The sequence below is a fragment of the Pseudomonas sp. Pseusp10 genome, from assembly GCF_059492225.1.
This window is the reverse complement of sequence record NZ_CP168528.1, coordinates 5,984,164-6,010,424: the sequence shown is the minus strand read 5'-3', so window position 1 is coordinate 6,010,424 and position 26,261 is coordinate 5,984,164. Positions and strand designations below refer to the sequence as shown.

The 26,261-nt window shown below is 60.4% G+C and carries 23 protein-coding genes and 2 tRNA genes; 8 read left to right on the top strand and 17 right to left on the bottom strand.

The window, feature by feature from the left end; translation table 11 throughout:
* Together ACEN8Z_RS27295 and ggt are read right to left on the bottom strand one after the other, a co-directional pair.
* A complete protein-coding gene (locus tag ACEN8Z_RS27295) occupies positions 1-303 on the bottom strand; it encodes a type II toxin-antitoxin system HigB family toxin (protein ID WP_495596249.1) in 303 nt (100 codons plus the stop codon).
* Positions 304-478: 175 nt separating this feature from the next.
* A complete protein-coding gene (gene ggt, locus ACEN8Z_RS27290; protein ID WP_495598200.1) occupies positions 479-2,311 on the bottom strand; it encodes a gamma-glutamyltransferase in 1,833 nt (610 codons plus the stop codon).
* A gap of 166 nt (positions 2,312-2,477) precedes the next feature.
* Between ggt and ACEN8Z_RS27285 the strand changes: the two genes are divergently transcribed.
* Positions 2,478-3,581, top strand: coding sequence for a DUF2817 domain-containing protein (locus ACEN8Z_RS27285; protein ID WP_495596248.1), 1,104 nt, complete (start codon positions 2,478-2,480; stop codon positions 3,579-3,581).
* A gap of 169 nt (positions 3,582-3,750) precedes the next feature.
* Here the strand turns inward: ACEN8Z_RS27285 and ACEN8Z_RS27280 are convergent.
* The 6 genes from ACEN8Z_RS27280 to ACEN8Z_RS27255 form a co-directional block, all read right to left on the bottom strand.
* A tRNA-Met gene (locus ACEN8Z_RS27280) sits at positions 3,751-3,827 on the bottom strand.
* A gap of 69 nt (positions 3,828-3,896) precedes the next feature.
* Positions 3,897-5,369: an amidase gene (locus ACEN8Z_RS27275; RefSeq protein ID WP_495596247.1), complete on the bottom strand. Its 1,473-nt coding sequence runs from the start codon at positions 5,367-5,369 to the stop codon at positions 3,897-3,899.
* Between the two features lie 60 nt (positions 5,370-5,429).
* Positions 5,430-6,476, bottom strand: a complete 1,047-nt coding sequence (locus ACEN8Z_RS27270; RefSeq protein ID WP_007981817.1) for an ABC transporter substrate-binding protein — start codon at positions 6,474-6,476, stop codon at positions 5,430-5,432.
* A 27-nt stretch (positions 6,477-6,503) separates the two neighbouring features.
* Complete coding sequence (locus ACEN8Z_RS27265) at positions 6,504-7,310, bottom strand: ABC transporter permease (protein WP_007981818.1); 807 nt, start codon at positions 7,308-7,310, stop codon at positions 6,504-6,506.
* Complete coding sequence (locus ACEN8Z_RS27260; protein ID WP_495596246.1) at positions 7,310-8,230, bottom strand: ABC transporter permease; 921 nt, start codon at positions 8,228-8,230, stop codon at positions 7,310-7,312. The genes ACEN8Z_RS27265 and ACEN8Z_RS27260 overlap by 1 nt, the downstream gene beginning before the upstream one ends.
* Positions 8,231-8,245: 15 nt before the next feature.
* A complete protein-coding gene (locus tag ACEN8Z_RS27255; protein ID WP_007997126.1) occupies positions 8,246-9,364 on the bottom strand; it encodes an ABC transporter ATP-binding protein in 1,119 nt (372 codons plus the stop codon).
* Positions 9,365-9,590: 226 nt separating this feature from the next.
* Between ACEN8Z_RS27255 and ACEN8Z_RS27250 the strand changes: the two genes are divergently transcribed.
* Positions 9,591-10,496, top strand: a complete 906-nt coding sequence (locus ACEN8Z_RS27250) for a LysR substrate-binding domain-containing protein (RefSeq protein ID WP_495596245.1) — start codon at positions 9,591-9,593, stop codon at positions 10,494-10,496.
* A gap of 15 nt (positions 10,497-10,511) precedes the next feature.
* Here ACEN8Z_RS27250 and ACEN8Z_RS27245 read toward each other — a convergent pair whose 3' ends face one another.
* Positions 10,512-12,047 carry a methyl-accepting chemotaxis protein gene (locus tag ACEN8Z_RS27245; RefSeq protein WP_495598199.1) on the bottom strand — a complete coding sequence of 512 codons (1,536 nt, stop codon included), beginning with the start codon at positions 12,045-12,047 and terminating at the stop codon, positions 10,512-10,514.
* Between the two features lie 854 nt (positions 12,048-12,901).
* On the opposite strand from ACEN8Z_RS27245, the gene ACEN8Z_RS27240 reads away from it, so the two are divergent.
* Entirely contained in the window at positions 12,902-14,119 is a 1,218-nt protein-coding gene (locus tag ACEN8Z_RS27240; RefSeq protein WP_007997122.1) for an MFS transporter, read from the top strand.
* A 186-nt stretch (positions 14,120-14,305) separates the two neighbouring features.
* On the opposite strand, the gene ychF is transcribed toward ACEN8Z_RS27240, so the two are convergent.
* From ychF to ACEN8Z_RS27200, 8 genes are all read right to left on the bottom strand, one after another.
* Positions 14,306-15,406, bottom strand: coding sequence for a redox-regulated ATPase YchF (gene ychF / locus ACEN8Z_RS27235; RefSeq protein WP_007997120.1), 1,101 nt, complete (start codon positions 15,404-15,406; stop codon positions 14,306-14,308).
* Positions 15,407-15,428: 22 nt separating this feature from the next.
* Positions 15,429-16,013 carry an aminoacyl-tRNA hydrolase gene (pth, locus tag ACEN8Z_RS27230; RefSeq protein WP_277531739.1) on the bottom strand — a complete coding sequence of 195 codons (585 nt, stop codon included), beginning with the start codon at positions 16,011-16,013 and terminating at the stop codon, positions 15,429-15,431.
* Positions 16,014-16,182: 169 nt separating this feature from the next.
* Positions 16,183-16,782, bottom strand: a complete 600-nt coding sequence (locus ACEN8Z_RS27225; RefSeq protein WP_007973891.1) for a 50S ribosomal protein L25/general stress protein Ctc — start codon at positions 16,780-16,782, stop codon at positions 16,183-16,185.
* Between the two features lie 142 nt (positions 16,783-16,924).
* A complete protein-coding gene (locus ACEN8Z_RS27220; RefSeq protein ID WP_003208392.1) occupies positions 16,925-17,866 on the bottom strand; it encodes a ribose-phosphate pyrophosphokinase in 942 nt (313 codons plus the stop codon).
* Between the two features lie 46 nt (positions 17,867-17,912).
* Positions 17,913-17,987 (bottom strand) — tRNA-Gln (locus ACEN8Z_RS27215).
* A 36-nt stretch (positions 17,988-18,023) separates the two neighbouring features.
* Positions 18,024-18,875, bottom strand: a complete 852-nt coding sequence (gene ispE / locus ACEN8Z_RS27210) for a 4-(cytidine 5'-diphospho)-2-C-methyl-D-erythritol kinase (protein ID WP_007997118.1) — start codon at positions 18,873-18,875, stop codon at positions 18,024-18,026.
* A gap of 1 nt (position 18,876) precedes the next feature.
* Positions 18,877-19,494 (bottom strand): lipoprotein insertase outer membrane protein LolB, encoded by a 618-nt coding sequence (gene lolB, locus ACEN8Z_RS27205; protein WP_007997117.1) that lies wholly within the window; start codon positions 19,492-19,494, stop codon positions 18,877-18,879.
* 4 nt (positions 19,495-19,498) lie between these two features.
* A complete protein-coding gene (locus tag ACEN8Z_RS27200) occupies positions 19,499-21,223 on the bottom strand; it encodes a tetratricopeptide repeat protein (RefSeq protein ID WP_495596244.1) in 1,725 nt (574 codons plus the stop codon).
* A gap of 234 nt (positions 21,224-21,457) precedes the next feature.
* Between ACEN8Z_RS27200 and hemA the strand changes: the two genes are divergently transcribed.
* From hemA to murI, 5 genes are read left to right on the top strand one after another with little or no spacing between them, the layout of a single operon-like run.
* Positions 21,458-22,747, top strand: a complete 1,290-nt coding sequence (hemA, locus tag ACEN8Z_RS27195) for a glutamyl-tRNA reductase (RefSeq protein WP_007997113.1) — start codon at positions 21,458-21,460, stop codon at positions 22,745-22,747.
* Entirely contained in the window at positions 22,744-23,826 is a 1,083-nt protein-coding gene (prfA, locus tag ACEN8Z_RS27190; protein ID WP_007981853.1) for a peptide chain release factor 1, read from the top strand. Before hemA ends, prfA begins: the two co-directional genes overlap by 4 nt.
* Complete coding sequence (prmC, locus tag ACEN8Z_RS27185; protein ID WP_495596243.1) at positions 23,827-24,657, top strand: peptide chain release factor N(5)-glutamine methyltransferase; 831 nt, start codon at positions 23,827-23,829, stop codon at positions 24,655-24,657. It begins immediately after the preceding gene.
* Positions 24,651-25,406, top strand: a complete 756-nt coding sequence (locus ACEN8Z_RS27180) for a molybdopterin-synthase adenylyltransferase MoeB (RefSeq protein ID WP_495596242.1) — start codon at positions 24,651-24,653, stop codon at positions 25,404-25,406. Before prmC ends, ACEN8Z_RS27180 begins: the two co-directional genes overlap by 7 nt.
* On the top strand, positions 25,399-26,190 hold the full coding sequence (murI, locus tag ACEN8Z_RS27175) for a glutamate racemase (RefSeq protein ID WP_495596241.1): 792 nt from the start codon (positions 25,399-25,401) through the stop codon (positions 26,188-26,190). Before ACEN8Z_RS27180 ends, murI begins: the two co-directional genes overlap by 8 nt.
* The last annotated feature ends 71 nt before the right edge of the window (positions 26,191-26,261 follow it).

Genomic DNA, 26,261 nt, shown 5'->3' with positions numbered 1-26,261 from the left:
TTACTCCATTTCGACGTTATCAGCGTCGACCGTGTCGTACTGCTTGTGAGTGCCGACAAACTTTATGTACACGGCGCCAAAGCGATAAGCCACGGCGACTATCAGCCTGAAGTCGTTACCCTTGATGTTGAACACGACTCTGCGGCTTTTGAGAATACTGGCTGTAGCGAAGTGCAGCTTTATGTCGGCAGGCGTTTTCCAGGCCGCATTTCTTGCCTCGTCAATCCAGGCCAACAAGGGTTGTTCTGCGCTCGGGTATCTCTCCCAAAATTGCTTCAACTGATTGATGGCGATGATTCTCATGGCATGATCCTAGTCCCATCATGGGACTGATGCAAGTCTGCGGAGGCGTGGAAACTCTAACCAGGACGCAATTATTTGCGGGTAGGAAAAAGCAGCGGGAGAGAGGCGACTCGGACTCTTTACCTATAAAAAGGGCCTACCAACCGGTAAGCCCTTTCTCATTCCTGCGTGCGACTCAATCCCCCAGCGCTTGCCCCTCACGCCGCGGGTCGGCACCTCCCGTGAGTGACGCTTTCCCCTGGGCGTCCTTCACCCGAACGATCGCCTGGGTGCCGCTGGTCATGTCGATTTCGCTCACGTTGTGCCCTTTGTCTTTCAGCGCCTGAATCAGCATCGGGCTGAACTGTCCCTGTTCCAGTTCGGTCGGGCCATTGCGGCTGCCGAAGTTGGGCAGGTTGATGGCGGCTTGCGCATCGAGGTTCCAGTCGAGCAGGCCGATGGTGGATTTGGCCACGTATTCGATGATTTGCGAGCCGCCGGGGGAGCCGACGGTGGCGAGGAATTCGCCGCTCTGGCGGTCGAAGATCAGGGTTGGGGCCATGGATGAGCGCGGGCGTTTGCCGGGCTCGACGCGGTTGGCGACTTTCTGCCCGTTTTCCTCGGGGATGAATGAGAAGTCGGTCATCTCGTTGTTGAGCATGAAACCCTGAACCATGATGTGGGAGCCGAACGCCGACTCGATGGTGGTGGTCATCGACACGGCGCCGCCTGCGTCATCGACGGCCACCACTTGCGAGGTGGAAATCCGCAGCGGCGAACGGTCCGGTGCGTAGGCCACTTGAATCCCCGGCGGAGTGCCGGGTTTGGCCGTGCCCATACTGCGTTCGCCGATCAGGGCGGCGCGGCTGGCCAGGTAAGCCGGTTCGACCAGCCCCTTGACCGGCACGGGTACGAAGTCTGTATCGGCGACGTACTGAGCGCGGTCTGCGTAGGCCAGGCGTTCGGCTTCGGAGATCAGGTGCACGGCTTGCGGGTCGGGTTCGATGCCGGCCGGGGCCTTGGTCTTGACCGGTTTGAGCGGCGCCAGCGCCAAGCGTTTATCGCGAGTCTCCAGGGCCTGCAGCGTGCCGAGGATCTGCGCCACAGCGATCCCGCCTGACGACGGCGGCGGCATGCCGCAGACTTGCCAGCGCTTGTAGTCGGTACACAGTGGTGCGCGTTCCTTGGCCTGATAGTTGGCGAGGTCGCTCACGGACAAGCTGCCGGGGTTGGCGTGGCCCTGCACCCTGGCCGCGATTTCCTGGGCAACAGGGCCTTTGTACAAGGCATCCGGGCCTTCATGGGCGATGCGTTTGAACACGGCGGCCAGTGCCGGATTCTTCAAGTTTGTGCCGACGGCTTTTGGGCTGCCATCGGCATTGCGGAAATAAGCCATCATTTCCGGGGAGCGCTGCATGGACGAATCCGCAGCGATCAACTGGTGCAGGCGCGGCGAAATGGCGAAGCCTTGTTCGGCGAGCTGGATGGCCGGTTCAAACAGCTGCGCCCAGGGCAGGCGTCCGTGTTTTTGATGGGCCAGTTCCAGGGCGCGCAAAACGCCGGGGGTACCCACCGAGCGACCGCCGATTTGCGCCTGGGTGAACCCCATCGGTTGTCCGTTGGCTTGCAGGAAAAGTTTCTCGGTGGCGCCGGCCGGGGCAGTTTCACGGCCGTCGTAGGTGCGCACGGCTTTGCCATCCCAAAGTACGATCAATGCGCCGCCACCGATGCCCGAAGACTGTGGTTCTACCAGCGTCAACACCGCTTGCATCGCAATTGCGGCATCGATGGCCGAGCCGCCCCGACGCAGCATTTCCCGTCCGGCTTCGGCCGCCAGCGGGTTGGCTGCTGCCGCCATGTATTTTTCGGCGTGTTGGGTGCGCAGGTCGGTGCGGAACCCGGAAGCGCTTTCCGGAGCGAGCGGTAATGTCGGCACCGAAGCGTTGTTACACGCGGTCAGGGTCAAGGCGCTGGCGAGCAGAACCAGGGCTGGCAAGTGAAAGCGGCGTAAAGGGAAGTTCGAGAACACGTGGGGTACTCCGTCCATTGGATCTACGATCAATGGACTTTATCGGCCGACCGGGAGGGACGCAAACCAGGTCCCACGGCACCGACGTTTTTGTCCTTCATCAATGGCAGGATTTTCTGTAGGGTCGTTGCCAACAGACAGGTCAGAAAATCAACAAGAGGCAGACATGCAAACCGAGTTTCCAGCGCAACCCGGCTATCGCACCCAGCGTGAACAGTTCCTGGCCGCCGCGACCACGGCAGGCGCAACGCTGACGGAGTATCCACACCCGCTCACAGGGCCGTTCGGCGAATCGCTGAGTACCGATGTGGCGGTGCTCGGTGATCCGGGCGCCAAGCGCCTGTTGATTGCGCTGAGCGGCACTCACGGGGTCGAAGGCTTCTATGGCTCGGGCTGCCAGATCAAATGGCTGCAGGAGCTGGGCAAGCGTTCCCTGCCAGCGGATGTCGCCGTGGTCATGATCCATGCCATCAACCCCTGGGGCATGGCGTGGTTGCGTCGGGTCAACGAAGACAACATCGACCTGAACCGCAATCACCTGGATTTCCAGCGACCGCTGCCAGACAACCAGGCCTACAACGCCCTGCACGAAATCTATGCCTGCCCGCAGTTGCGCGGCCCCGCGCGAGATAGCGCCGATGCCATGCTCGACGAGCAGATTCGCCAGCACGGCTGGACGGCGGTGATGTCGATCGTCGAGGGCGGTCAGCATGCTCATCCCGACGGACTGTTTTTCGGCGGGCTGGCACCGAGCTGGTCGAACCGCACGCTGCACCGGATTCTGCAACAGCACGTAGCCCATGCCGAGGTCGCCATGTGCTTCGACTTGCACACTGGCGCTGGCGAGTATGGTCATCCGATGTTGCTGACGATTACCGAGGCAGCCTATCCGGCGCTGGCGGACGCGCAGGCGATTTACGGTCCGTGGCTCTACAGCCTGCAAACCGGCGCCGACACCGTCAGCGAAACCGGCGTGGCGGCAACGGCCACCGGCTACACCTCGCAGGCGTTGATCGATGCGCTGCCGCAGGTACGGTTGATGCCTTTTGTCATCGAGTGCGGAACGTATCCGGGGCCGGACGTTCATCGTCATCTGCGTGATGACCACTGGCTGCATCTGCACGGCAATCCGAGTGATGCAGTAGGGCGCGGGATCAAGTTGAATCTGCTGGAGCAGTTCTATCCGGCCGACAGTGATTGGCAGGCGATGGTCTGGTTACGGACGTGGCAGATCTGGGAGCGGGCGTTGTCCGCATTGCCGACGGTGTAGGAGCGAGCTTGCTCCGGGCGGCGTTCCGACGATGGTCGTTAACGATAACGCGTGTTTACTGGTTAAGCGCGGCGCTCTTTAGTTCATCGCGAGCAAGCTCGCTCCTACAGGGATATAAAAACGAGGCATAAAAAAACGGCCTACCTTTCGGTAAGCCGTTTTTAGTACTTGGTGGCTACACAGGGACTTGAACCCCGGACCCCAGCATTATGAATGCTATGCTCTAACCAACTGAGCTATGTAGCCAAGTGGCGCGCATTATTCACCGGTAACGGGGATGCGTCAAGCACAAATCTAAAATATTTCTCTGCGCTTTCAACCGTTTATCAAAATCCCTCCTCTGAGCAGCGGTGAAGGGCAGCGCTGGAACCAGCGACTGGCCTGTTCATAGGCGTGCGCCAATTGCAGGACAGCGAAGTCGGCCTGGTGTCTGCCGATGATTTGCAGGCCCATGGGCAGACCGTTCTGGTTGAAGCCCACTTGCACGTTAGCCACCGGGCTCCCGGACAAAGTGCCGGGAATCACCACCTCCATCCAGCGGTGATAGGTGTCCATGGTCACGCCTTCGATGGAGGTGGGCCACGGTTGAGTCTTATCGAACGCAAACACCTGAGCGCTGGGCAGCAACAGGTAGTCGTATTGTTCGAACAGCCTGGAGATCGCCCGATACCAGTCGCTGCGCGTCACCGAGGCAGCAAACACGTCGGTGGCCGAGAGTTTCAGGCCGTTTTCCACTTCCCAGCAGGCTTCCGGTTTCAACAGTGCACGTTTTTGCGGGTCGGAGTAAGTCGCGCCCAACGAGCCGGCGACCATCCAGTGACGCAAGGTCCGCCAACTGCTCCACAGCTTCTCTGGAGCGAATTCGGACTGTACAGGCTCGATATGGCAACCCAGGCTTTCGAAATCGGCAAAGGCCTTTTCGCACAACGAGAGGATGCCTTTTTCCATCGGCAGGTAGCCGTTGAAGTCGCCGAGCCAGCCCAAACGGGTGCCTTTGAAGTCCCGATCCAGCGGCGCCGCAAATGCGCTGCCGGACTCGGCGATGGACAGTGGCGCCCGCACATCGGCTCCGGCCTGCACCGACAACAGCAACGCCGCATCGCGCACGCTGCGCGCCATGGGGCCTTCGTAGCCGAGTTGGTCGATAAACAGGTCGGCACTGTCATCGAAGGGCACGCGACCCTGGGACGGACGGAAACCGAAGATGTTGTTGAAGGCGGCCGGGTTGCGCAGCGAGCCCATCATGTCGCTGCCATCGGCCACCGGCACCAGGTGCATGGCCAGCGCCGCTGCCGCGCCGCCGCTGCTGCCGCCAGCGGTTTTGCTCGGGTCATAGGCGCAGCCGGTCGCGCCAAACAGCGGGTTATAGCTTTGCGAGCCGAGGCCGAATTCCGGTGTATTGCTCTTGCCGATGATGATCGCGCCGGCGGCTTTGATCCGTTCGACCATGATGCCGTCGCGCTCGGGAATGAAGTCCTTGAACAGCGGCGAGCCGAAGGTGGTGCGGATGCCGCGGGTCAGGGACAGGTCCTTGATCGCGTGGGGCAGGCCGTGCATCCAGCCGCGATACTCGCCACGAGCCAGTTCGGCGTCGCGCTGATCGGCCTGGGCCAGCAGGTCTTCCGGCGCTTGCAGGCTCACCAGCGCGTTGACCTGCGGGTTGAAGCGTTCGATATGGGCAAGATAAGTCTGCATCACTTCCCGGCAGGAAACCTGGCGCAGGCGGATACGTTCGGCGAGTTCATGGGCCTGCAACAGGACCAGTTCGCTGATGTTGTTAGAAGTCATTGCAAGCGGCCTTTCAGACGGCTGGAAAAACGCCCCGTCATTGCGCCGGGGCGGCAGGGATCAACGCATCAGGTTGGTCCAGAGACGGTCGGCCAGGCGGATCGCGCCTTCGCCACAGGTCTTGCTGAACACCACCTGGGTGCCTTCGGGAATGTGCAGTTCCGGAGCGTCTTTCAGTCCGGCGTCGAGGAACGGTTCCACACCTTTGATCGGGCTCTGGTGCTTGAGGAAGTTCTGGGTCATTGCGGCGTTTTCAGGCTGGCTGAGGAACGCGATGAAGGCCTTGGCGTTCGCCGGGTTCTTGCTGCCGGTCGGGATGACCATGTTGTCGACCCAGGCCAGCACGCCTTCTTTCGGGTACAGGTACTTCAGGCCCGGTTTCATCTCCCGGGCGCGCATCGACGAACCGCCCCAGAAGGTCGACATGTCGATTTCACCCGAGGCGAGGTTTTCGCGGATCGAGCCAGCCTTGGAGCTGTAGGTTTTGACGAACGGTTTCTGCGCCTTGAGCAGGGTTAAAATCTGCTGCATCTGTTTCGGGTCTTCGCTGCACAAAGGAATGTTCAGGTACAGGCTGGCCATGTCCACCACGTCGCTGACCGAATCGAACATGTTGATGCGCCCTTGCAGCTCGGCAGGCGGTTCGTAAAGCACCTTGTAGCTGTCGGCAGGGCCTTTGTAGCGCCCGGTGTCGAGCACCACGCTGGTGGTGCCCCAGATGAACGGCACGGAGTACGCGCCTTCCGGATCCCAGGTGGGTTTTTTCAGGTTGTCGACGACGCCGGCGTAGTAGGGCTCGTTGACCGGATCAAAGCGCTCCAGCAGTTTTTCCTTGATCAGGATCGGAATGAACTGGTGAGACGGGATCGCCACGTCGTAGCCGGCACCGCCCTGTTTCAATTTGGCCAACAGGGTTTCATTGGAGTCGTAGGAGTCGACGGTGACTTCGATGCCAGTCTGCTTCTGGAATTTGGCGAGAATTTCCGGCGAAAAGTAGCCGCTCCAGCTCACCACGTTGAGTTTTTCCGCGGCCTGAACACTGCCGGCCATGGTCAGCGGCAAGGTCAGGAACAACGAAGTGCCGATGCTTTTAATCCACTTGCTCATGCTATTTCCCCACAGTACGTAGAAGGTTCAGGATTTCTTTTTGCCCAGCAGATAGGAAAGGGTGACGAACAGCACCGAGACGCCCAGGATCAGGGTCGACACAGCGTTGACGTCGGGTGTCACGCCCATGCGCAACAGGCCGAAGATGAAGATCGGCAAGGTCGTGGTGCCGGCCTGGGAGACCATCATCGAGATCACGAAGTTATCCAGCGACACGATGAAGGCGAGCATCAGCCCGGAGAAAATCCCCGGCATCAGCAGCGGCAGGGTGACCTTGCGGAAGGTCCGCCATGGGCCGGCATACAGGTCGGCCGAGGCTTGTTCCAGGGACAGGTCCATGTCGTTCAGGCGTGCCCGTATCGGCAGAAAGGCAAACGGAATACAGAACACCGTGTGAGCGATGATCAGGTTGCCGTAGCCCAGGGACAGACCGATGGTAGAGAACAGTGCAAGGGTGGCGACGCCGACCACGATTTCCGGCAGCACCAAGGGCAACATGATTGCGCCCATGGACAGTTGCAGGCCCTTGAACTTCGCACCCCGTGAAGTACCGAGGGCGGCGAGGGTGGCGATGGCCGTGGCGACCATGCTGGCGCAGACGGCGATTAACAGGCTGTTGCCGGCCGCCTGGCGCAGGGCCTGGTTGGCGAACGCCGCGCGATACCAGTCGAGGCTGAACCCGGTCCACACCGTTGCCGATTGGTTGGCGTTGAACGAGAACACCACCAGCACCACGATCGGCGCGTAGAGGTACAGGTAGAACAGGAAGCTGAAGCCGCCGAAGCCCGGGAAGTCCTGCACGCCCAGCGTATTGCGTTTGAACAGGCCGATCATCACGCACCTCCTTTGGCGATGCGCTGGCGCTCTGCACGCAAGGCATAAACCGTCAGAACCAACATCACCGCCGCCATCAGCACCAGCGACAGTGCTGCACCGAATGGCCAGTTCCGCGCATCGCTGAACTGCCGGAAGATCAGGTTGCCGAGCATCATTCGCGTCCCGCCGCCGAGCAACTCCGGGGCGATCATCGCGCCCAGGCAAGGAACGAACGTGAGGATGGCGCCGGCGAGAATTCCCGGTTTGGCGATCGGCAACACCACTTTGCGCAGGGTGCGCACACGGCCGGCGTAGAGGTCCTGAGCGGCTTCGAGCAGGCGGATGTCCATTTTTTCCAGGGTGGCGTAGATCGGCAGCACGACGAAGGGCGCGTAGGTGTAGACCAGCCCGAGCAGCACCGCGCCGTCGGTGTAGAGCAGTTGCAACGGCTGGTCGATGACCCCGAGGCCCATCAGGCTGTTATTGATTACCCCGGTGTTACGCAGCAGCAGAATCCAGGCGTAGGTGCGGATCAGCAGGTTGGCCCAGAACGGCACGGTGATCAGGAAGATCAGCAAGCCACGGCGATGAGCCGGTTGCATGGCCAGCCACACGGCCACCGGAAAACCGATCAGCAGGGTGATGACGGTGGTCAGCCCGGCGATGCCGATGGAGCGCAGGGCAATGATCAGGTAGGAGTCGGCGAAGGCCAGGCTGTCGTCCAGTTGCCGTTCGAACAGCAGCGAGGTGTAGGCATCGCTGCTGAACACTTTGTTCACCCCGCCGTAGGGGTTGGCCTCCATCAGCGAGTAACCGATGACGATCAGGATCGGCACGATCAGAAACAGGCCGATGGCGATCAGCGCCGGGCTGACACCGAGAAAACTCTGGAGGGCCCGCCGACGTTCCAGTGTGTTGGCAATCGGTAAAGCGTGCATGGCAATTCCTCGTGCTCAATCGTGCAGGACGCTGGCGCTACCCTGGTCGAACAACAGACCGGCCTGGCTGCCGACGGCGAAGCGCTTGCTTTGGTCGACGCAGTTAGGCGTGCGCACGGTAAGGCGCGAACCATCGCTCAGGCTGACCTGGTATTGCAGGTCAGTGCCGAGGTAGATCTGCGCTTCGATCCGGCAAGGCAAAGCGCCTTCGGTACTGCCCGGCACCAGATGCAATCGTTCGGGGCGTACGGACAATGCAACGTTGGCCCCGACTCGCACATCGCTGCATGGCTGCGCAGGCAGCGGATGTCCGGACGGGCCGGCGAACCAGGCCAGGCCGTCTTCGACGCGGGTGACCGTACCTTCGATGAAGTTGGTTTCGCCGATGAAGTCCGCGACAAAGCGATTGCGCGGGCGTTCGTAGATGTCTTCCGGACGACCGACCTGCTGCACTTCGCCTTCGGACAGCACGGCGATGCGGTCGGACATGGTCAGCGCTTCTTCCTGGTCGTGGGTGACGAAGATGAAGGTGATCCCGGTTCGCGCCTGGATGGTTTTCAGCTCTTCGCGCATGGCCTGGCGCAGCTTGAGATCCAGCGCCGAGAGCGGTTCGTCGAGCAGCAGGACTTTGGGATGCGGCGCCAGCGCGCGGGCGAGGGCGACGCGCTGTTGCTGGCCGCCGGAGAGTTGCGCCGGCTTGCGGTTGGCAAAGCGTTCCATCTGCACCAGGGCAAGCATCTCGCGCACCCGTTCGGCCATTTGCGTTTTGTTCAGGACTTTGCCCATCGGGTGGGATTCAAGACCGAAGGCCAGGTTCTCGGCGATGGTCATGTGCGGGAACAGCGCGTAATGCTGGAACACCGTGTTGACCGGGCGCTGGAAGGGCGGGCGGTCGGCGATGTTTTCGCCGTAGAGCAGAATCTCGCCTTCGGTGGGAAATTCGAACCCGGCGATCATCCGCAAGAGCGTGGTCTTGCCGCAGCCCGAAGGGCCGAGAAGGGTGAAGAATTCGTTGTCGCGAATGTCCAGGTCGATGCTTTTCAGTGCCACCGGGCCGGTGCGTGGATCACCGTAGACTTTACGCACTGAGCGGATGGACACCGCCAGTGTTTGCAGCGAATGCAGGGCATTCATGCGTTACCTCCGATTCCCCCATCGTCCGCGAGTGCTGTAAACAGTCGGGCCGTCGGACCATGGATATTATTTTTCTGGGCAGGATCGAGATTGCGTTCGGGTGTTGTAACCAGCTGTTTTTTTGTTCTGCTGTGGATCGATTATCAGCGAGGGGTTGCGGGGGCGAAACTTCAATTTTAACATAGGGGCTGTTAAAAAATTTAACAGCAAAAGGCGCCCGGAAACCATGCCTGACCACCGTTTGCCGCCGCTCAACGCGGTGCGTGCCTTTGATGCCGCAGCCCGGTTGGGCAGCTATGTCGAAGCCTCCAAGGCCCTGCACGTGACCCAGCCGGCCATCGGCCGTCACGTGAAGTTGCTGGAAGACTGGCTGGGCATCCAACTGTTCGAGCGCACCTCTCGCGGGGTCAACCTGACGGTGGCGGGGGAGAAGTATCACCGCAAGATCGCCGCCGCTTTGCAGCTGATCATCGAAGCCGGAAAAGAGGCGCAGCCCAAACACGCCGAGCGCTGGCTTCGCATCATGGTGGTGCCGGGGTTCGCCAAGCGCTGGCTGATGCCGCGAATCGAGACCATGCGTCATCTGCGACCGGGTTTGAAGTTCGCCATCGAACCCAATTCGACCTTCACCGAAGTGGATGGCAAAAGCGCTGACCTGGGCATCGTCTACGGGGTGGATGGCCAATATGCCCACTCCCGCACCAGCCTGATTTGTCCTCGGGTGTTTCCGATCTGTTCCCCCGAATATCTGGCCAGCGTCGCGCCCATTGGCAGCCCCGCGGACCTGGTGAAACACAACCTGATTCACGTCGATGACGGCGAGTGGTGGAACCTGTGGTTCGCCGCCAACGACCTCGACATCCACCTCAATTCGGACATGCTCTACGTCAACAATGACCACGCATTATCGGTGGCCGAGAGCGGGCAGGGCATTGCGCTGGCCAACGAAGTGCTGGTGCGCAAAGAGCTCGATACAGGCAAGCTGGTGCGGGTGGTGGACGCGCAAGTGAAGCTGGAAAGCTATCGGGTGCTGACGCCGTCCGCCGAGCTCTCGGCGGACGTGGCGTGGTTTATCAATTGGCTCAAGACCGAGCTGGAGCAGGACTTCCCGGAAGCGGTCATCCACACCTGAGAAGCACTGCCGGATTCAACTCAAGCGGAAGCGCCCGGTGTTGTCGCTGAGGGCCTTGCTGCCGTGGCTCAAGGTGTCCGCTGCCTGGTTCACCGCACGGGCACCTTCGAGCAGACGCAGCGCCGCTTGATCGACCTGCTGGATATTGCCGCTGACCTCGTCGGCGGTACTGGCCTGTTCCTCCACCGCCGTGGCGATTTGCGCCAGGGTATCGGTGACACTCTGCACCGCACTGGCGATTTCCCCGAGGCGTTCACCTAGGCCGGTGACCGCTTGCGCATCGGACTCTGCCTGACTGCACGCGGCTTGCATCAGGCTGACGGCCTCATTCACGGTATTACGGAGGCTGTCGACCGTGCCGGCAATCTGCGCGGTCGACGATTGCGTGCGTTGCGACAGACTGCGCACTTCATCGGCCACCACTGCGAAGCCGCGCCCTTGCTCTCCCGCCCGGGCCGCCTCGATGGCGGCGTTGAGTGCCAGCAGGTTGGTCTGCTCGGCGACGCCGCGGATGGTGTCGACCACCAGTTGAATCTGCTGTCCCTGCTCGCTGACCCGTCCCAGTGCCGCCGCTGTCTCGTTCAGGCGTTGATTGAGTTGCTGGATGCTCGCAGTGGTGCGCAGGCTGTCTCGGCTGCTGTCGGCGGCAATGCGCCGGGTGTGCTGGGCGCTGCCGGACGCCTGTTCGCAACTGTGGGCAACCCCTTGTGAGGTGGCGGCCAATTGCGTCGCCGCCGCGGCAATCTGGCTGATCTGCAACTGCTGGGCTTCGACTTCGCCCAGAGCGTCGCTGGAGTGATGGTTGAGGGTTTGCACCGCGTTGCTCAGTTGCAGGGTTTCGTGATCCACCCCTTGCAGGCTGGTGCGCAGTTGCACCACGGCGACGTTCAGCGCGGTGCTGATGACTGCCAGTTCGTCCCGCCCCTGAACCGGCACTTGCAGACTCAGATTGCCGTCGCGCAAGGCTTCGGCCAGTACCGTGATGCCGCTGGCACTACGGCGAATCGAAGCCTGCAAACAGATGAACAGATACAGCGCGGCCAGTAACAGACAACCCAACACTGCGGCTACCACGATGAACTGGCGGATCGCCGAGCCGTGGTAGTAATCCAGGCGTTGATCCAGCGATACCAGCGACTGCTGGCGCAGTGAGGCGAGGTCGGCGAGCAGGGCATCGAGACTGCGCTCGAAGTCATCCGGCTTGAGGTTGATGCTGCCGCCGAACACGCCGTCATCCAGCACCTTCAGGCCGGCGTCCAGGTGCTTGAGGCTGTCATGGTATTGCCCGGCCCAGGTTTGCAGGGCGCTGGGCAAGCGCGCTTCGAGCAAACCTGCGGTTTTAACCAACTGCTCACGGGCGTCGCCAATGCGGCTGCGCAAGTCGCGCAATTGCAGACGGCTTTGCAGGGTGAACTGTCCGGACACCACCGAAGCCTGTCCCACTGCCGCCAGGCGACCAACCCGTTCGATCAGGTCCGGCGCATGTTGAGTGGAGATTTGCGTCAGCAAATAAGTCTCCAGCCACGGCGCCAGTGTCAGGCGATTGTCCATGGCGATCTGCTCGCGCAAGGCTTGCAGGGCGCTCAGGGCGTTGGTGAAGCGATCATAGCCATCGGGCCACCAACCGACACTGCTCAGGCTTTTTGAGTCGAGGCCATCGAGGGCGGATTGCAGGGCCTGGTAACGCGTCAGGCTTTTGCCCTCGGCGCCTTCTTTTTGCAGGGCATTGCCCAACTCGGCAGTGGCCTGGCTGACGGCGGGCTGAACCGCATCGAAGGCGGCCATCGCAGCGAGTGTGGCTGGTGTTGGCTGGCGATTGGTTTCCGTCGCGCGCCACCGGGCGGCGCGATCACGCTGGGCGGCGAGCAGGTCATCCAGCGTATCAAGAGCCAGCAGTTGCCGCACCCCGGCGCGTTCGCCGGAGATCAGGCTGAGTTTGTCGCGATAGTCCTGGCCGATCATCCACAGACTGCCCACCAGCGGCAGGATAAACAGCAAAAACAACAGCTGGAATTTGCGTGCAAAACCGAAATGCCCCAGCAGTCCGATCCCCGGTGATAAAAAAAACTGCATGCCCCATGACTCCTCTGGACACCACGCACCATTGGCGTGCGTCGAAGGTTGTTGCACCTCCGACTCGTGCCCTCTAAAAAGGCCCCGAAAGTTCACCCTTGTCCGCTCTGTAGGCCGACTCTGTGGCGAAACTTCCCATTCTCGGCCTCCTTTGTAAGGGGGCCGCGTTCAAGCAGACAAGCAAGGCAAGATTCAGACCATGGCTTTGCGCTATCACTTTCCCCGATGGAAACCGAGTTCGTTAGCTGGCTAAGGGGATGGCGCTGTCGCACCGAAAAATGGCACATTGACGCACCTGCCCGTTTGCACCCATCAGTTGTACGGAAAACCCCATGGCTATCAGCAACGCCCAGACCGGCTCAGTGCCGGCGTCCGCTACGCCCCAAAGCAGTCCCCTGGTGATGCGCATCATCGGCGCGGTGGCGCTGGCGCATTTGATCAACGACCTGATCCAGTCGGTGCTGCCGTCGATCTACCCGATGCTCAAGGCCAACTATGGCCTGACCTTCACCCAGGTCGGCCTGATCACCCTGACATTCCAGCTGACGGCCTCGCTGCTGCAGCCGTGGGTCGGTTACTACACCGACCGCCATCCCAAGCCGTGGTTGTTGCCGGCGGGTACGGTCTGCACCTTGGTCGGGATTCTGATGATGTCGGTGGTCGGCAGCTTTCCGTTGATTCTGCTGGCAGCGGGCTTGATCGGCATCGGTTCTTCGACCTTTCACCCGGAAGCTTCCCGCGTGGCGCGACTGGCTTCGGGTGGGCGCTTCGGGCTGGCGCAATCGACCTTCCAGGTTGGCGGCAACGCGGGCTCGGCGTTCGGCCCGTTGCTGGCGGCAGCGATCATCATTCCCTACGGCCAGGGGCACGTGGCGTGGTTCGGGCTGTTCGCGGTGTTTGCGCTGTTCGTGCTCTACCGGATCAGCCGTTGGTACGCCAACCACTTGAACCTGTTCAAGCTCAAGCAAGGTCAGGCAGCGACCCACGGCCTGTCCAAGGGCCGAGTGACCAGCGCGCTGGTAGTGCTCGGGCTGCTGGTGTTCTCCAAGTACTTCTACATGTCCAGCCTCACCAGTTACTTCACGTTCTACCTGATCGAGAAATTCGACCTGTCGGTGGCCAGTTCGCAGTTGCACCTGTTCCTGTTTCTCGGCGCGGTCGCGGCGGGGACATTCTTTGGCGGGCCGATCGGCGACAGGATCGGACGTAAGGCAGTTATCTGGTTCTCGATCCTCGGCGTTGCACCGTTCACCTTGTTGCTGCCGCATGTCGACCTATTCTGGACCAGCATCCTCAGCGTGGTCATCGGCTTCATCCTCGCCTCGGCGTTCTCGGCCATCGTGGTGTACGCCCAGGAACTGGTGCCGGGCAATGTCGGGATGATCGCCGGGGTGTTCTTCGGATTGATGTTCGGCTTCGGCGGTATCGGCGCGGCATTGCTGGGGCACCTGGCGGATATTCACGGCATCGAATACGTGTACTACCTGTGTTCGTTCCTGCCGTTGTTCGGGGTGTTGGCGATTTTCCTGCCGCGCACCAAAAAGGCCTGACTCGACACAATTCCCCTGTGGGAGCGAGCTTGCTCGCGATAGCGGTGTATCAGTCAACATCATCGTTGAATGTCATATCGTCATCGCGAGCAAGCTCGCTCCCACAGGGGAATGTGGTGTGGCGGATGATTGTTTCAGGCATAAAAAAGCCGCATATCAAACGCGGCTTTTTCTTGGGCGTGTAGCTTACACGTTGAAGCGGAAGTGCATCACGTCGCCGTCTTTGACGATGTAATCCTTGCCTTCCAGGCGCCATTTACCGGCTTCCTTGGTACCGGCTTCGCCCTTGTACTGGATGAAGTCGTTGTAGGCGATCACTTCGGCGCGGATGAAGCCTTTTTCGAAGTCGGTGTGGATCACGCCAGCAGCTTGTGGTGCGGTGGCACCGACGCGGACGGTCCAGGCGCGGACTTCTTCGACACCGGCGGTGAAGTAGGTCTGCAGGTGCAGCATTTCGTAGCCAGCGCGGATCACGCGGTTCAGGCCAGGCTCCTCGAGGCCCAGGGCTTCGAGGAACATGTCTTTTTCTTCGCCGTCATCGAGCTCGGCGATTTCCGCTTCGATCTTGTTGCACACCGGTACAACCACGGCGCCTTCTTCTTCGGCGATGGCCTTGACCACGTCCAGGTGCGGATTGTTGTCGAAGCCGTCTTCAGCGACGTTGGCAATGTACATGACCGGTTTGGTGGTCAGCAGGTGGAAGCCCTTGATCACCGCTTTCTCGTCGGTGCCCATGTTCTTCATCAGGCTGCGCGCCGGCTTGCCTTCGGTGAAGTGAGCGATCAGTTGCTCCAGCAGGCCTTTCTGGACCACTGCGTCCTTGTCACCACCCTTGGCATTGCGCGCGACTTTCTGCAGTTGCTTCTCGCAGCTGTCGAGGTCGGCGAAGATCAGTTCCAGGTCGATGATTTCGATGTCGCGTTTCGGGTCGACGCTGTTGGAGACGTGAATCACGTTCTCGTCTTCGAAGCAGCGGACCACGTGGGCGATGGCATCGGTTTCACGGATGTTGGCCAAAAACTTGTTGCCCAGGCCTTCGCCTTTCGACGCGCCGGCTACCAGGCCAGCGATGTCGACGAATTCCATGGTGGTCGGCAGGATGCGCTTTGGATTGACGATGGCTGCCAGGGCATCCAGACGCGGATCCGGCATCGGCACGATACCGCTGTTCGGTTCGATGGTGCAGAAGGGGAAGTTCTCGGCCGCGATCCCGGATTTGGTCAGGGCGTTGAACAGGGTGGACTTGCCGACGTTAGGCAGACCGACGATGCCGCAATTGAATCCCATGGTGTTTTCCCCGAGGAGTGAGTCAGGCCTTCTGGCTGTGCAGGTTTTTCATCGCGCGGTTCCATTCCCCGGCGAGGATATCCGGCAGCACGCCGAGGGCAAAGTCGATGCTGGCATCGAGTTTTTCCTGTTCGGCGCGTGGCGCACGACTCAGGACGAAATTTGAAACCATACTGGCAACGCCCGGGTGGCCAATGCCAAGCCGCAAGCGATGAAAGGTATTCTGATTGCCCAGTTGCGCAATGATGTCGCGCAACCCGTTGTGACCGCCGTGGCCGCCGCCCACTTTGAGCTTGGCAACACCCGGAGGCAGATCGAGTTCGTCATGCGCCACGAGGATTTCTTCAGGCTTGATGCGGAAGAAACCGGCGAGTGCCGCCACGGCCTGGCCGCTGCGGTTCATGTACGTGGTGGGAATCAGCAGACGAACATCCTGACCCAGATGCGAATAGCGCCCGGTCAGGCCGAAATATTTGCGGTCCGCCACAAGGTTCACACCTTGTGCGTTCGCGATGCGCTCAACAAAAAGGGCCCCTGCGTTATGCCGGGTCTGTTCGTATTCGGCGCCTGGATTTCCCAGGCCAACGATCAGTTTGATGGCAGTCACGATAGGGGCCCTTCATTGGAGTGGTGGATAACATCGCCGCAATCAGGGAGAGCGGCGAAAGTGGACGAAAATTGCTCATTTACCATGATGTAAACTCCGCGTTCTCGCCCGCTTTCTCGCTATGCTCTAGTCCGCGATGTTTCCGGTCACTCCGGCGTACAGAGTAAAATTACTCTGCAGCGCCTTCTGCAGCTTCTGGAGCAACACGTGGAGCGTGAACGTTGGCAACAGCCTTGTCATCGCCGTGTGCCAGGGCCACGAACTCAACGCCTTTAGGAGCCTTGAGGTCCGACAGGTGAATGATCGAACCGATTTCAGCGTTAGCCAGGTCGACTTCGATGAACTCAGGCAGATCTTTCGGCAGGCAGGAAACTTCGATCTCGGCAACAACGTGCGAGATTTCGCCGCCTTTCTTGGTCGGTGCTTCTTCGTTGATGAAGTGCACTGGAACGATAGCGGTCAGTTTCTGGCCAGCGACTACGCGTACGAAGTCAGCGTGCATCACGTGGCCTTTGGCCGGGTGACGCTGCAGGGCTTTGATCACGACGTTCTGCTTGGTGCCACCAACGTTCAGCTCGATGATGTGGCTGTAAGCCGCTTCGTTTTCGAGCAGTTTGGCAACTTCTTTGGCCAGCATGCTGATGGATTCAGGGGCTTTGTCGCCACCGTAAACTACAGCTGGAACCAGGCTTGCGAGACGACGCAGGCGGCGGCTCGCACCTTTCCCCAGGTCGGAACGCACTTCAGCATTCAGAGTAAAATCGTTCATGTTGTATCTCCAAAATAACCACATTCGCCCCAGCGTTTGCGACCAGCGCTAAAGGCGATATGGGCAAAAAAGCCCCGCCCCGACATGAATGCCGGGGCGGGGCGCTTTTCGTCAACGAGACATTTCGAGAAGGGCAGGGCCCTTAGCGGAACATCGCGCTGATCGATTCTTCATTGCTGATGCGGCGGACCGCCTCGGCAACTACCGGTGCGATATCCAGTTGGCGGATACGCGAACAGGCTTGTGCTGCAGCGGACAGAGGAATGGTGTTAGTCACCACCAGCTCGTCCAGCATGGAATTTTCAATGTTTTCGATCGCCCGACCCGACAGCACAGGGTGCGTGCAGTAGGCGAAAACCTTGGCTGCGCCATGCTCTTTCAGGGCCTTGGCCGCGTGGCACAGGGTGCCTGCGGTATCGACCATGTCATCAACCAGAATACAGGTACGCCCTTCGACATCACCGATGATATGCATCACTTCAGAGTGATTGGCTTTCTCACGGCGTTTGTCGATGATCCCGAGATCTACGCCCAGGGATTTGGCAACGGCACGTGCACGCACGACGCCGCCAATGTCCGGGGACACGATCATCAGGTTTTCGAAGCGCTGATCTTCGATGTCATCCACCAGAACCGGGGAGCCGTAGATGTTATCTACCGGAATATCGAAGAAACCCTGGATTTGGTCAGCATGCAGATCAACCGTGAGAACACGGTCGATGCCGACTACGGTAAGCATGTCAGCCACGACTTTCGCGCTGATAGCCACACGTGCGGAACGCGGACGGCGATCCTGACGGGCATAACCAAAGTAAGGAATAACAGCAGTGATACGAGTAGCCGAGGAGCGGCGGAAGGCATCAGCCATCACTACCAGTTCCATCAGGTTATCGTTGGTCGGAGCGCAAGTCGGCTGAATAATGAAGACGTCTTTACCGCGGACGTTTTCATTGATCTCGGCTGTAATTTCGCCGTCGGAGAATTTACCGACAGAGATGTCACCGAGAGGGATATGCAGCTGACGTACGACACGCCGAGCCAGATCGGGGTTAGCGTTCCCCGTAAAGACCATCATCTTGGACACGCGCAGTACCTGAAGGCTGAGGGTAACCTGGATGAGTATAGGAAAATGGCAGGGGCGGCTGGATTCGAACCAACGCATGGCAGGATCAAAACCTGCTGCCTTACCGCTTGGCGACGCCCCTGTATCTGTTGCAACGATTACCCAGTAATCGGTTCCTTTAGAGCAGACTTCGCAGCTTGCGATGCAACATCGAAATGTTGCTTCCTTTTGCTACAAAACCTGTAAGGGTCTCTGTCAGAAGGGCCGAGACTTTATCAGCTTCAGCTTTGCTTGGGAAGCCCCCAAACACACAACTTCCAGTTCCGGTGAGTTTTGCTTCGGTATATTTACCTAACAAATTCAAAGCGTTACGTACCTCTGGATAACGCCTTGTTACCACCGGCAAGCAGTCATTTCGACTGTTTCCCTTGGGAACGGGGCGCACTTTAATGGGAGGAGTGTTACGTGTCAACAACGGATCTGAAAAAATTTCTGCCGTACTTACAGAGACTTGCGGCACCAGCACCAGATACCACGGTTCTTCCGGGTCGACAGGGGTCAGTTTCTCCCCCACGCCTTCGGCAAATGCCGCGTGGCCACGTACGAAAACCGGGACGTCGGCACCTAGCGTCAATCCCAGGCCAGCCAGGCGATCTTCATCCCAGCCCAATTGCCACAGATGATTGAGGCCGAGCAAAGTCGTTGCGGCATTCGAACTGCCGCCGCCAATGCCGCCGCCCATGGGCAGGATTTTTTCGATCCAGATATCGACGCCCAGCGAGCAAGCGGATTGCTCCTGAAGTTTTTTCGCAGCCTTGACGATCAGGTTGCTGTCGTGGGGGACGCCCGGGAACTCGGTGTGCAGTTGAATGACGCCGTCATCACGCAGGGCATAGGTGATTTCGTCGCCGTAATCGAGGAACTGAAACATCGTCTGCAACTCGTGGTAGCCGTCTTCGCGGCGACCGAGAATGTGCAGCATCAGATTGAGTTTGGCCGGAGATGGCAAAGTCAGGCGATTGGCTGGCATGTCACGACCCCAGTTTGCGCGGTTGCCAGGCCTTGATCACCAGTGTGACGTCAAGGTCGGTGCCGTGCAGCTTGATTCGCTCGGGGAGCCAGTAACCGTTTTGCTGGGTGTAGTCGGTGTATTCGACCTGCCAGCCATCCTGTTCGAGGTTGGCCAGGCGACTGTCGGCATCCAGTGTCAGGTGACTTTTGCTATCCGGAGCCGGAAGCCCGCGGACCCACCAGGCCAGGTTGGACACCGGCAGCTTCCAGCCCAGTTGCTCTTCGAGCAACACTTCAGGGGTCGGTGCGTCGTAACGCCCCTGGTTGGCGACTTCCAGCGAAACCTTGCCCGGCCGTCCGGTCAGGCGAGCGGCGCCGCGGCCCAGTGGTCCGGACAGACGAATGTCGTAGTAATCCTGGCGTTGCAACCAGAACAACGTGCCGCTGCCCGAGTCTTTCGGGGCGCGGATGCCGATCTTGCCGTCGATCTGCCAGCCATCGAGGCCGGTCAGTTGCTGTTTGTGCTCGCGCCATTGGGCGGGGTTGCCGTGACCCTCGACTGATTCGCGGGGACCCAGGCCCGCGCAACCGGCGAGCAGGGCAATAAAACTGAAAACGATGAAATGGCGCAAAAACATAATCTTAAAGAGTCTCTGATCCGGTCAGGCGTTTGATGGTGCCGCGCAGGGTCGGGCTTTCGGGTTGTTCCTTGAGGAACTTGCCCCAGACCTGTCTGGCTTCACGCTGTTTGCCATTGGCCCACAGGACTTCGCCCAGGTGAGCGGCGACTTCCTGATCGGGGAAGCGTTCCAGGGCCTGGCGCAGCAGGCGCTCGGCTTCGTCGAGATTGCCCATGCGGTAATTCACCCAGCCAAGGCTGTCGAGTACCGCCGGGTCTTCCGGACTGATCTGGTGCGCCTGTTCGATCAGGGCCTTGGCTTCGGCGTAGCGTGTGGTGCGGTCAGACAGGGTGTAGCCGAGGGCGTTCAACGCCATGGCATTGTCCGGGTCGCGCTTGATGATCGCGCGCAGGTCTTTTTCCATCTGCGCCAGGTCATTGCGTTTTTCCGCCTGCATGGCGCGGGTGTAGAGCAGGTTCAAGTCGTCCGGGTATTTCTGCAAGGCCTGTTGCAGAACATTCCAGGCCTTGTCGCCCTGATTGTTGGCGGACAGGGTTTCGACTTCGATCAGGTACAACTGGATGGCGTAATCCGGCTGTTCATCGCGCTCTGCCGCCAGCTTGCGTTGTGCTTCGGCGGTCTTGCCGTTATTGATCAGGATGTCGGCCTGACGCAATTGCGCCGGCAGGAAGTCGTTGCCCGGGCCAACCTTGGCATATTCGATCAGTGCGCCTTGCGGATCGTTTTGTTCTTCGGCGATGCGGCCGAGGTTCAGGTGCGCCGAGTCGACGTGGCTTTCCCGGGCGATCAGGTCTTCAAGATGACCCTTGGCCTCATTCCAGTCCTTGGCTTCCAGGCAGACCAGTGCCAGGGAGTAACGCAGCTCGTCGTCTTCCGGGTATTGCTGGACCAGGCTCGAGAACTCGGCCTTGGCGTCGTTCATGCGGTCCTGTTCAACCAGCATGCGTGCGTAAGTCAGGCGCAGGCGCTTGTCATCCGGGTATTTCTTGATGCTTTTCTGCAGCAACGGCAGGGCTTCGTCACCGCGATTCAGGGTTTGCAGCAGGCGTGCGCGCAGCAGGATCGGAGCGATTTCTCCGTCATCCGGCGGATTGTTTTCCAGCAGCGTCAGCGCGCCTTTGGCATCGCCATCCTGTTGCATCAGCAGCGCCTTGCCGAAAATCAGCTGGCTGTTGTTCGGATGGCGTTGCAGCAAACGGTCGAAGCTTTTCATCAAGCCGTTGCGGGTGTCCTGGTCGGTGTCGGCCGCGGACAGCGCGAGGAAGTCGAAATGGGTGTCGCCCTTGCCTTGCAGGACTTTTTCCATATAGACCATGGAGTCGTCGTAACGCCCGGCACGTGCCAGCTGTACGGCGGCGGCGCGTTGCGCTTCGAGGTCGTTGGGGGCGTTTTTGGCCCAGATCAGCGAGGTATCCAGGGCTGCCTGATCGGCGCCCAGATATTCGGCGATACGGAATGCCCGCTCGGAGATACCCGGATCCTGGGTGTTGATGGCCTGGGTCACATAGTTGTCCAGGGCAATGTCGAAACGATTGCGCTGGCCAGCCAGTTCGGCACTCAACAGGCTGAAGATGGTTTCCTCGCTGAATGAGCTGTAGACCTTGGGCTTTTCAGGGGCCGGGGTGCTGTCTTCAACCGGCGACGTACCGTCCGACGATACGGGTGCCAAGGCCTGGCAGCCGCTGAGGAAGACAAGAGCGAGGAACAACGCGGAAGATCTATTCATATAGGGGGAGGACGACTAACCTGCGGTCAGATCATCATGACACAAGCTTTCGGCCAAACATAACCGGCCGGCCAATTTACCCGCACAGCGGATCCGGCAACGCCTGGCTGCCTTGTAAACGAGAACCGCTCGCAACGTCGACGTTGCCTACCGGCGCGATAGATATCGAGTAGTTGTTCTGATTCCGTTGAAGTAGGACAATTGTCGGCTTCACGTCACCATCAGCGACTTTGAATGGCCTTCCTTGCACTCGGTATTAACCACAAGACTGCTTCAGTAGACGTCCGCGAGCGCGTGGCTTTTACCCCTGAGCAGCTGGTTGAGGCCTTGCAGCAGCTCTGCCGACTCACCGACAGCCGCGAAGCTGCGATCCTCTCCACCTGCAATCGCAGTGAACTCTATATAGAACAGGATCACCTGTCGGCGGACACTGTGCTGCACTGGCTGGCCGAATATCATCATTTGAGCTTCGAGGAGCTGCGCGAAAGCGCCTATGTGCATGAAGATGATGCGGCAGTTCGTCACATGATGCGGGTCGCTTCCGGGCTCGACTCGCTGGTGTTGGGCGAACCGCAGATTCTCGGCCAGATGAAGTCGGCCTATGCCGTGGCCCGTGAGGCCGGCACCATCGGTCCATTGCTCGGGCGGCTGTTCCAGGCCACGTTCAATGCGGCCAAACAGGTGCGCACCGACACGGCCATCGGCGAGAACCCGGTGTCGGTGGCGTTTGCCGCGGTGAGCCTGGCGAAACAGATTTTCAGCGACCTGCAACGCAGCCAGGCGTTGTTGATCGGCGCCGGCGAGACCATCACCCTGGTCGCCCGCCATTTGCATGACCTGGGTGTGAAGCGCATCGTCGTCGCCAACCGCACCCTGGAACGTGCCAGCATTCTGGCCGAACAGTTCGGCGCCCATGCGGTGTTGCTGTCGGATATTCCGGCAGAGCTGGTACGCAGTGATATCGTCATCAGCTCCACTGCCAGCCAGTTGCCGATTCTGGGCAAGGGTGCAGTGGAAAGCGCCTTGAAACTGCGCAAGCACAAACCGATCTTCATGGTGGATATCGCCGTTCCGCGCGATATCGAGCCAGAAGTCGGCGAACTGGACGACGTTTACCTCTATAGCGTCGACGATCTCCACGAGGTAGTGGCCGAGAATCTCAAGAGCCGCCAGGGTGCAGCCCAGGCCGCCGAAGAGATGGTCTCGGTCGGTGCCGAAGACTTCATGGTCCGCCTGCGTGAATTGGCGGCGGTGGACGTACTCAAGGCCTATCGTCAACAGAGCGAACGCCTGCGCGACGAAGAATTGCAAAAGGCCCAGCGCATGCTGGCCAACGGCAGCAGTGCCGAAGAGGTGCTGGTGCAACTGGCTCGCGGGCTCACCAACAAACTGTTGCACGCACCCAGCGTGCAGTTGAAAAAGCTCTCTGCCGAAGGTCGCCTGGATGCGCTGGCGATGGCCCAGGAACTCTTTGCCCTCGGTGAGGGCTCATCGGATAGCTTTTCGGATAAAAAACCGCAATGAAAGCGTCACTGCTCAATAAGCTGGATATCCTCCAGGACCGTTTCGAGGAATTGACCGCCCTGCTGGGCGACGGCGAGGTCATTTCCGATCAGAACAAATTCCGTACCTATTCCAAGGAGTACGCGGAAGTTGAACCGATCGTGGGCGCCTATAAAGAACTGCTGAAAGTGCAGGATGACCTCGAAGGTGCCCAGGCATTGCTCAAGGACAGCGACCCGGACATGCGTGAAATGGCCGTGGAAGAAGTTCGCGAGGCCAAGGAACGTCTGGTCACGCTTGAAGCCGACCTGCAGCGCATGCTGCTGCCCAAGGATCCGAACGACGGGCGCAACGTGTTCCTCGAGATCCGTGCCGGCACCGGCGGCGACGAGGCGGCGATTTTCTCCGGCGACCTGTTCCGCATGTATTCGCGTTACGCCGAGCGTCGTGGCTGGCGGGTGGAGATCCTCTCGGAAAACGAGGGTGAGCACGGCGGTTATAAAGAGGTGATTGCCCGGGTCGAGGGCGACAACGTCTACGGCAAGCTCAAGTTCGAATCCGGCGCGCACCGTGTGCAGCGGGTTCCGGCGACTGAATCCCAGGGCCGCATCCACACGTCGGCCTGCACCGTGGCGGTCTTGCCCGAGCCGGACGAACAGGAAGCGATCGAGATCAACCCGGCCGACCTGCGCATCGATACCTATCGTTCCTCCGGCGCCGGTGGCCAGCACGTCAACAAGACCGATTCGGCGATTCGCATTACGCACTTGCCGTCCGGCATCGTGGTCGAATGCCAGGAAGAGCGTTCGCAGCACAAGAACCGTGCCCGGGCGATGTCCTGGTTGTCGGCCAAGCTGAACGATCAGCAGACCTCCGCCGCGGCCAACGCTATCGCCAGTGAGCGCAAGCTGCTGGTCGGCTCCGGTGATCGCTCCGAGCGTATCCGCACTTACAATTTCGCCCAGGGCCGGGTCACCGACCACCGGGTCAACCTGACCTTGTATTCCCTCGACGAGATTCTCGCCGGCGGCGTCGAGGCGGTGATCGAGCCGTTGCTGGCCGAGTACCAGGCCGATCAACTGGCTGCGATAGGTGAGTAAATGACGATCATCGCCAGTTTGTTGCGCGCCGCCGATCTGCCCGACTCGCCGACGGCGCGTCTGGATGCCGAATTGCTGCTGGCGGCAGCGTTGGGCAAGTCCCGCAGTTTCCTGCACACCTGGCCGGAGCGTATCGTGCCGAGCGAAGCGGCGCTGACGTTCGCCGAGTATTTGCAGCGCCGCCGCAGCGGTGAGCCGGTGGCCTATATCCTCGGCCAGCAAGGTTTCTGGAAGCTGGATCTGGAAGTGGCACCGCACACACTGATTCCGCGCCCCGACACCGAGCTGCTGGTGGAAGCTGCGCTGGAACTGTTGCCGGCCACACCGGCCAGGGTACTCGACCTTGGCACCGGCAGTGGCGCGATTGCCCTGGCCCTGGCCAGCGAGCGTCCGGCCTGGAGCGTTACTGCCGTGGATCGGGTGCTGGAAGCCGTGGCCCTGGCCGAGCGCAATCGCCAGCGCCTGCACCTGAACAACGCCAAGGTACTGAGCAGTCATTGGTTCAGCGCCCTGGAAGGTCAGCGTTTTCAACTGATCATCAGCAATCCGCCCTACATTGCAGCGGCCGATCCGCATCTGGTCGAGGGCGATGTGCGCTTCGAGCCGGCCAGCGCCCTGGTGGCGGGTGTCGACGGGCTCGACGATCTGCGCCTGATCGTCGCCCAGGCGCCGGATCATCTGGACGCCGGCGGTTGGCTGATGCTCGAACATGGCTACGATCAGGCCGAGGCGGTCCGCGATTTGCTGCTGACCCGCGGGTTCGAAGAAGTCCACAGCCGCACCGATCTGGGCGGTCACCAACGCATCAGTCTGGGGCGCCTGCCGTGCTGAATGATCAGGAGTTGCTGCGTTACAGCCGGCAGATTCTGCTGCAACACATTGATATCGACGGCCAGTTGCGACTCAAGCAAAGCCGCGTATTGATCGTCGGTCTTGGCGGCCTTGGCGCGCCAGTGGCGCTGTATCTGGCGGCCGCCGGCGTTGGCGAGTTGCACCTGGCGGACTTCGACACGGTCGACCTGACCAACCTGCAACGCCAGATCATTCACGACACCGACAGCGTCGGCATGACCAAGGTCGATTCGGCGCTCAAGCGCCTGACCGCGATCAATCCCGAGATTCAACTGGTCGCCCATCGTTCGGCGCTGGATGAGGATTCCCTGGCCGCGGTGGTGGCCGGGGTAGATCTGGTCCTCGATTGTTCTGACAATTTTTCCACCCGTGAAGCGGTCAATGCCGCTTGCGTGGTGGCCGGCAAACCGCTGGTCAGTGGTGCGGCGATTCGCCTCGAAGGGCAACTGTCAGTGTTCGATCCGCGTCGGCCGGAGAGTCCGTGCTACCACTGTTTGTATGGGCACGGCAGCGAAGCCGAGCTGACATGCAGCGAGGCCGGCGTGGTCGGTCCGCTGGTGGGGCTGGTTGGCAGTCTGCAAGCCCTCGAAGCGCTGAAGTTACTGGCCGGATTCGGTGAGCCGCTGGTGGGGCGCCTGCTGTTGATCGATGCCTTGGGTACACGCTTCCGTGAGTTGCGGGTCAAGCGCGATCCGGGTTGCAGCGTCTGTGGGTCGAAACATGCGTGAAGCGCCGATTGGCGTGTTCGACTCCGGTGTCGGCGGGCTCTCGGTACTGGCCGAGATCCAGCGTTTGCTGCCCAATGAGTCTCTGTTGTACGTCGCCGACTGCGGGAATATTCCCTACGGCGAGAAAACCCCGCAGTTTATCCAACAGCGTTGCAGCGTGATGGCGGAATTCTTTCGTCAGCAGGGCGCCAAGGCCCTGGTGCTGGCGTGCAACACGGCGACGGTGGCCGGTGTCGCCGACCTGCGTCGCGACTATCCAGAATGGCCCATCGTTGGCATGGAGCCGGCAGTCAAGCCGGCCGCCGCCGCAACCCGCTCCGGCGTAGTGGGGGTGCTGGCCACCACCGGTACCTTGCAGAGCGCCAAGTTCGCCGCGTTGCTCGACCGCTTCGCCACGGACGTGAAAGTAATCACCCAGCCTTGTCCCGGGCTGGTGGAGCTGATTGAAAACGGCGACCTGCATAGCCCCGAATTGCGTCAACTGCTGTCCGGGTATGTCGAGCCGCTGCTGGCCGCCGGCGCGGACACCCTGATTCTCGGCTGCACCCACTACCCTTTTCTCAAGCCGATGCTCCGGCAGATGATCCCCGAGGACATCAGCCTGATCGATACCGGTGCCGCCGTCGCGCGGCAACTCCAGCGGCTTTTGGCCGAAGGCGAACTGCTCGCCGATGGGCCTGCCCGTGAGGCGCAGTTCTGGACCAGTGCCGATCCGGTTCATTTCAGAAATATCTTGCCGATACTGTGGAATACGGCTGGCATTGTGCGAAGCTTCAACAGGTAAGAAAGTCCCGGGGGAATCAAACGAAGAATTGGGGTGAGCTTCTGATAAATCGCCGATTTCTATAGCTTTTC

Excerpts from the sequence above, each read along its gene's own strand:
- ACEN8Z_RS27295 (WP_495596249.1), bottom strand. The coding sequence starts at position 303 with ATGAGAATCATCGCCATCAATCAGTTGAAGCAATTTTGGGAGAGATAC.
- ACEN8Z_RS27285 (WP_495596248.1), top strand. The coding sequence starts at position 2,478 with ATGCAAACCGAGTTTCCAGCGCAACCCGGCTATCGCACCCAGCGTGAA.
- ACEN8Z_RS27275 (WP_495596247.1), bottom strand. The coding sequence starts at position 5,369 with ATGACTTCTAACAACATCAGCGAACTGGTCCTGTTGCAGGCCCATGAA.
- ACEN8Z_RS27270 (WP_007981817.1), bottom strand. The coding sequence starts at position 6,476 with ATGAGCAAGTGGATTAAAAGCATCGGCACTTCGTTGTTCCTGACCTTG.
- ACEN8Z_RS27265 (WP_007981818.1), bottom strand. The coding sequence starts at position 7,310 with ATGATCGGCCTGTTCAAACGCAATACGCTGGGCGTGCAGGACTTCCCG.
- ACEN8Z_RS27260 (WP_495596246.1), bottom strand. The coding sequence starts at position 8,230 with ATGCACGCTTTACCGATTGCCAACACACTGGAACGTCGGCGGGCCCTC.
- ACEN8Z_RS27255 (WP_007997126.1), bottom strand. The coding sequence starts at position 9,364 with ATGAATGCCCTGCATTCGCTGCAAACACTGGCGGTGTCCATCCGCTCA.
- ACEN8Z_RS27250 (WP_495596245.1), top strand. The coding sequence starts at position 9,591 with ATGCCTGACCACCGTTTGCCGCCGCTCAACGCGGTGCGTGCCTTTGAT.
- ACEN8Z_RS27245 (WP_495598199.1), bottom strand. The coding sequence starts at position 12,047 with ATGGACAATCGCCTGACACTGGCGCCGTGGCTGGAGACTTATTTGCTG.
- ACEN8Z_RS27240 (WP_007997122.1), top strand. The coding sequence starts at position 12,902 with ATGGCTATCAGCAACGCCCAGACCGGCTCAGTGCCGGCGTCCGCTACG.
- ychF (WP_007997120.1), bottom strand. The coding sequence starts at position 15,406 with ATGGGATTCAATTGCGGCATCGTCGGTCTGCCTAACGTCGGCAAGTCC.
- ACEN8Z_RS27225 (WP_007973891.1), bottom strand. The coding sequence starts at position 16,782 with ATGAACGATTTTACTCTGAATGCTGAAGTGCGTTCCGACCTGGGGAAA.
- ispE (WP_007997118.1), bottom strand. The coding sequence starts at position 18,875 with ATGCCAGCCAATCGCCTGACTTTGCCATCTCCGGCCAAACTCAATCTG.
- lolB (WP_007997117.1), bottom strand. The coding sequence starts at position 19,494 with ATGTTTTTGCGCCATTTCATCGTTTTCAGTTTTATTGCCCTGCTCGCC.
- ACEN8Z_RS27200 (WP_495596244.1), bottom strand. The coding sequence starts at position 21,223 with ATGAATAGATCTTCCGCGTTGTTCCTCGCTCTTGTCTTCCTCAGCGGC.
- hemA (WP_007997113.1), top strand. The coding sequence starts at position 21,458 with ATGGCCTTCCTTGCACTCGGTATTAACCACAAGACTGCTTCAGTAGAC.
- prfA (WP_007981853.1), top strand. The coding sequence starts at position 22,744 with ATGAAAGCGTCACTGCTCAATAAGCTGGATATCCTCCAGGACCGTTTC.
- prmC (WP_495596243.1), top strand. The coding sequence starts at position 23,827 with ATGACGATCATCGCCAGTTTGTTGCGCGCCGCCGATCTGCCCGACTCG.
- murI (WP_495596241.1), top strand. The coding sequence starts at position 25,399 with ATGCGTGAAGCGCCGATTGGCGTGTTCGACTCCGGTGTCGGCGGGCTC.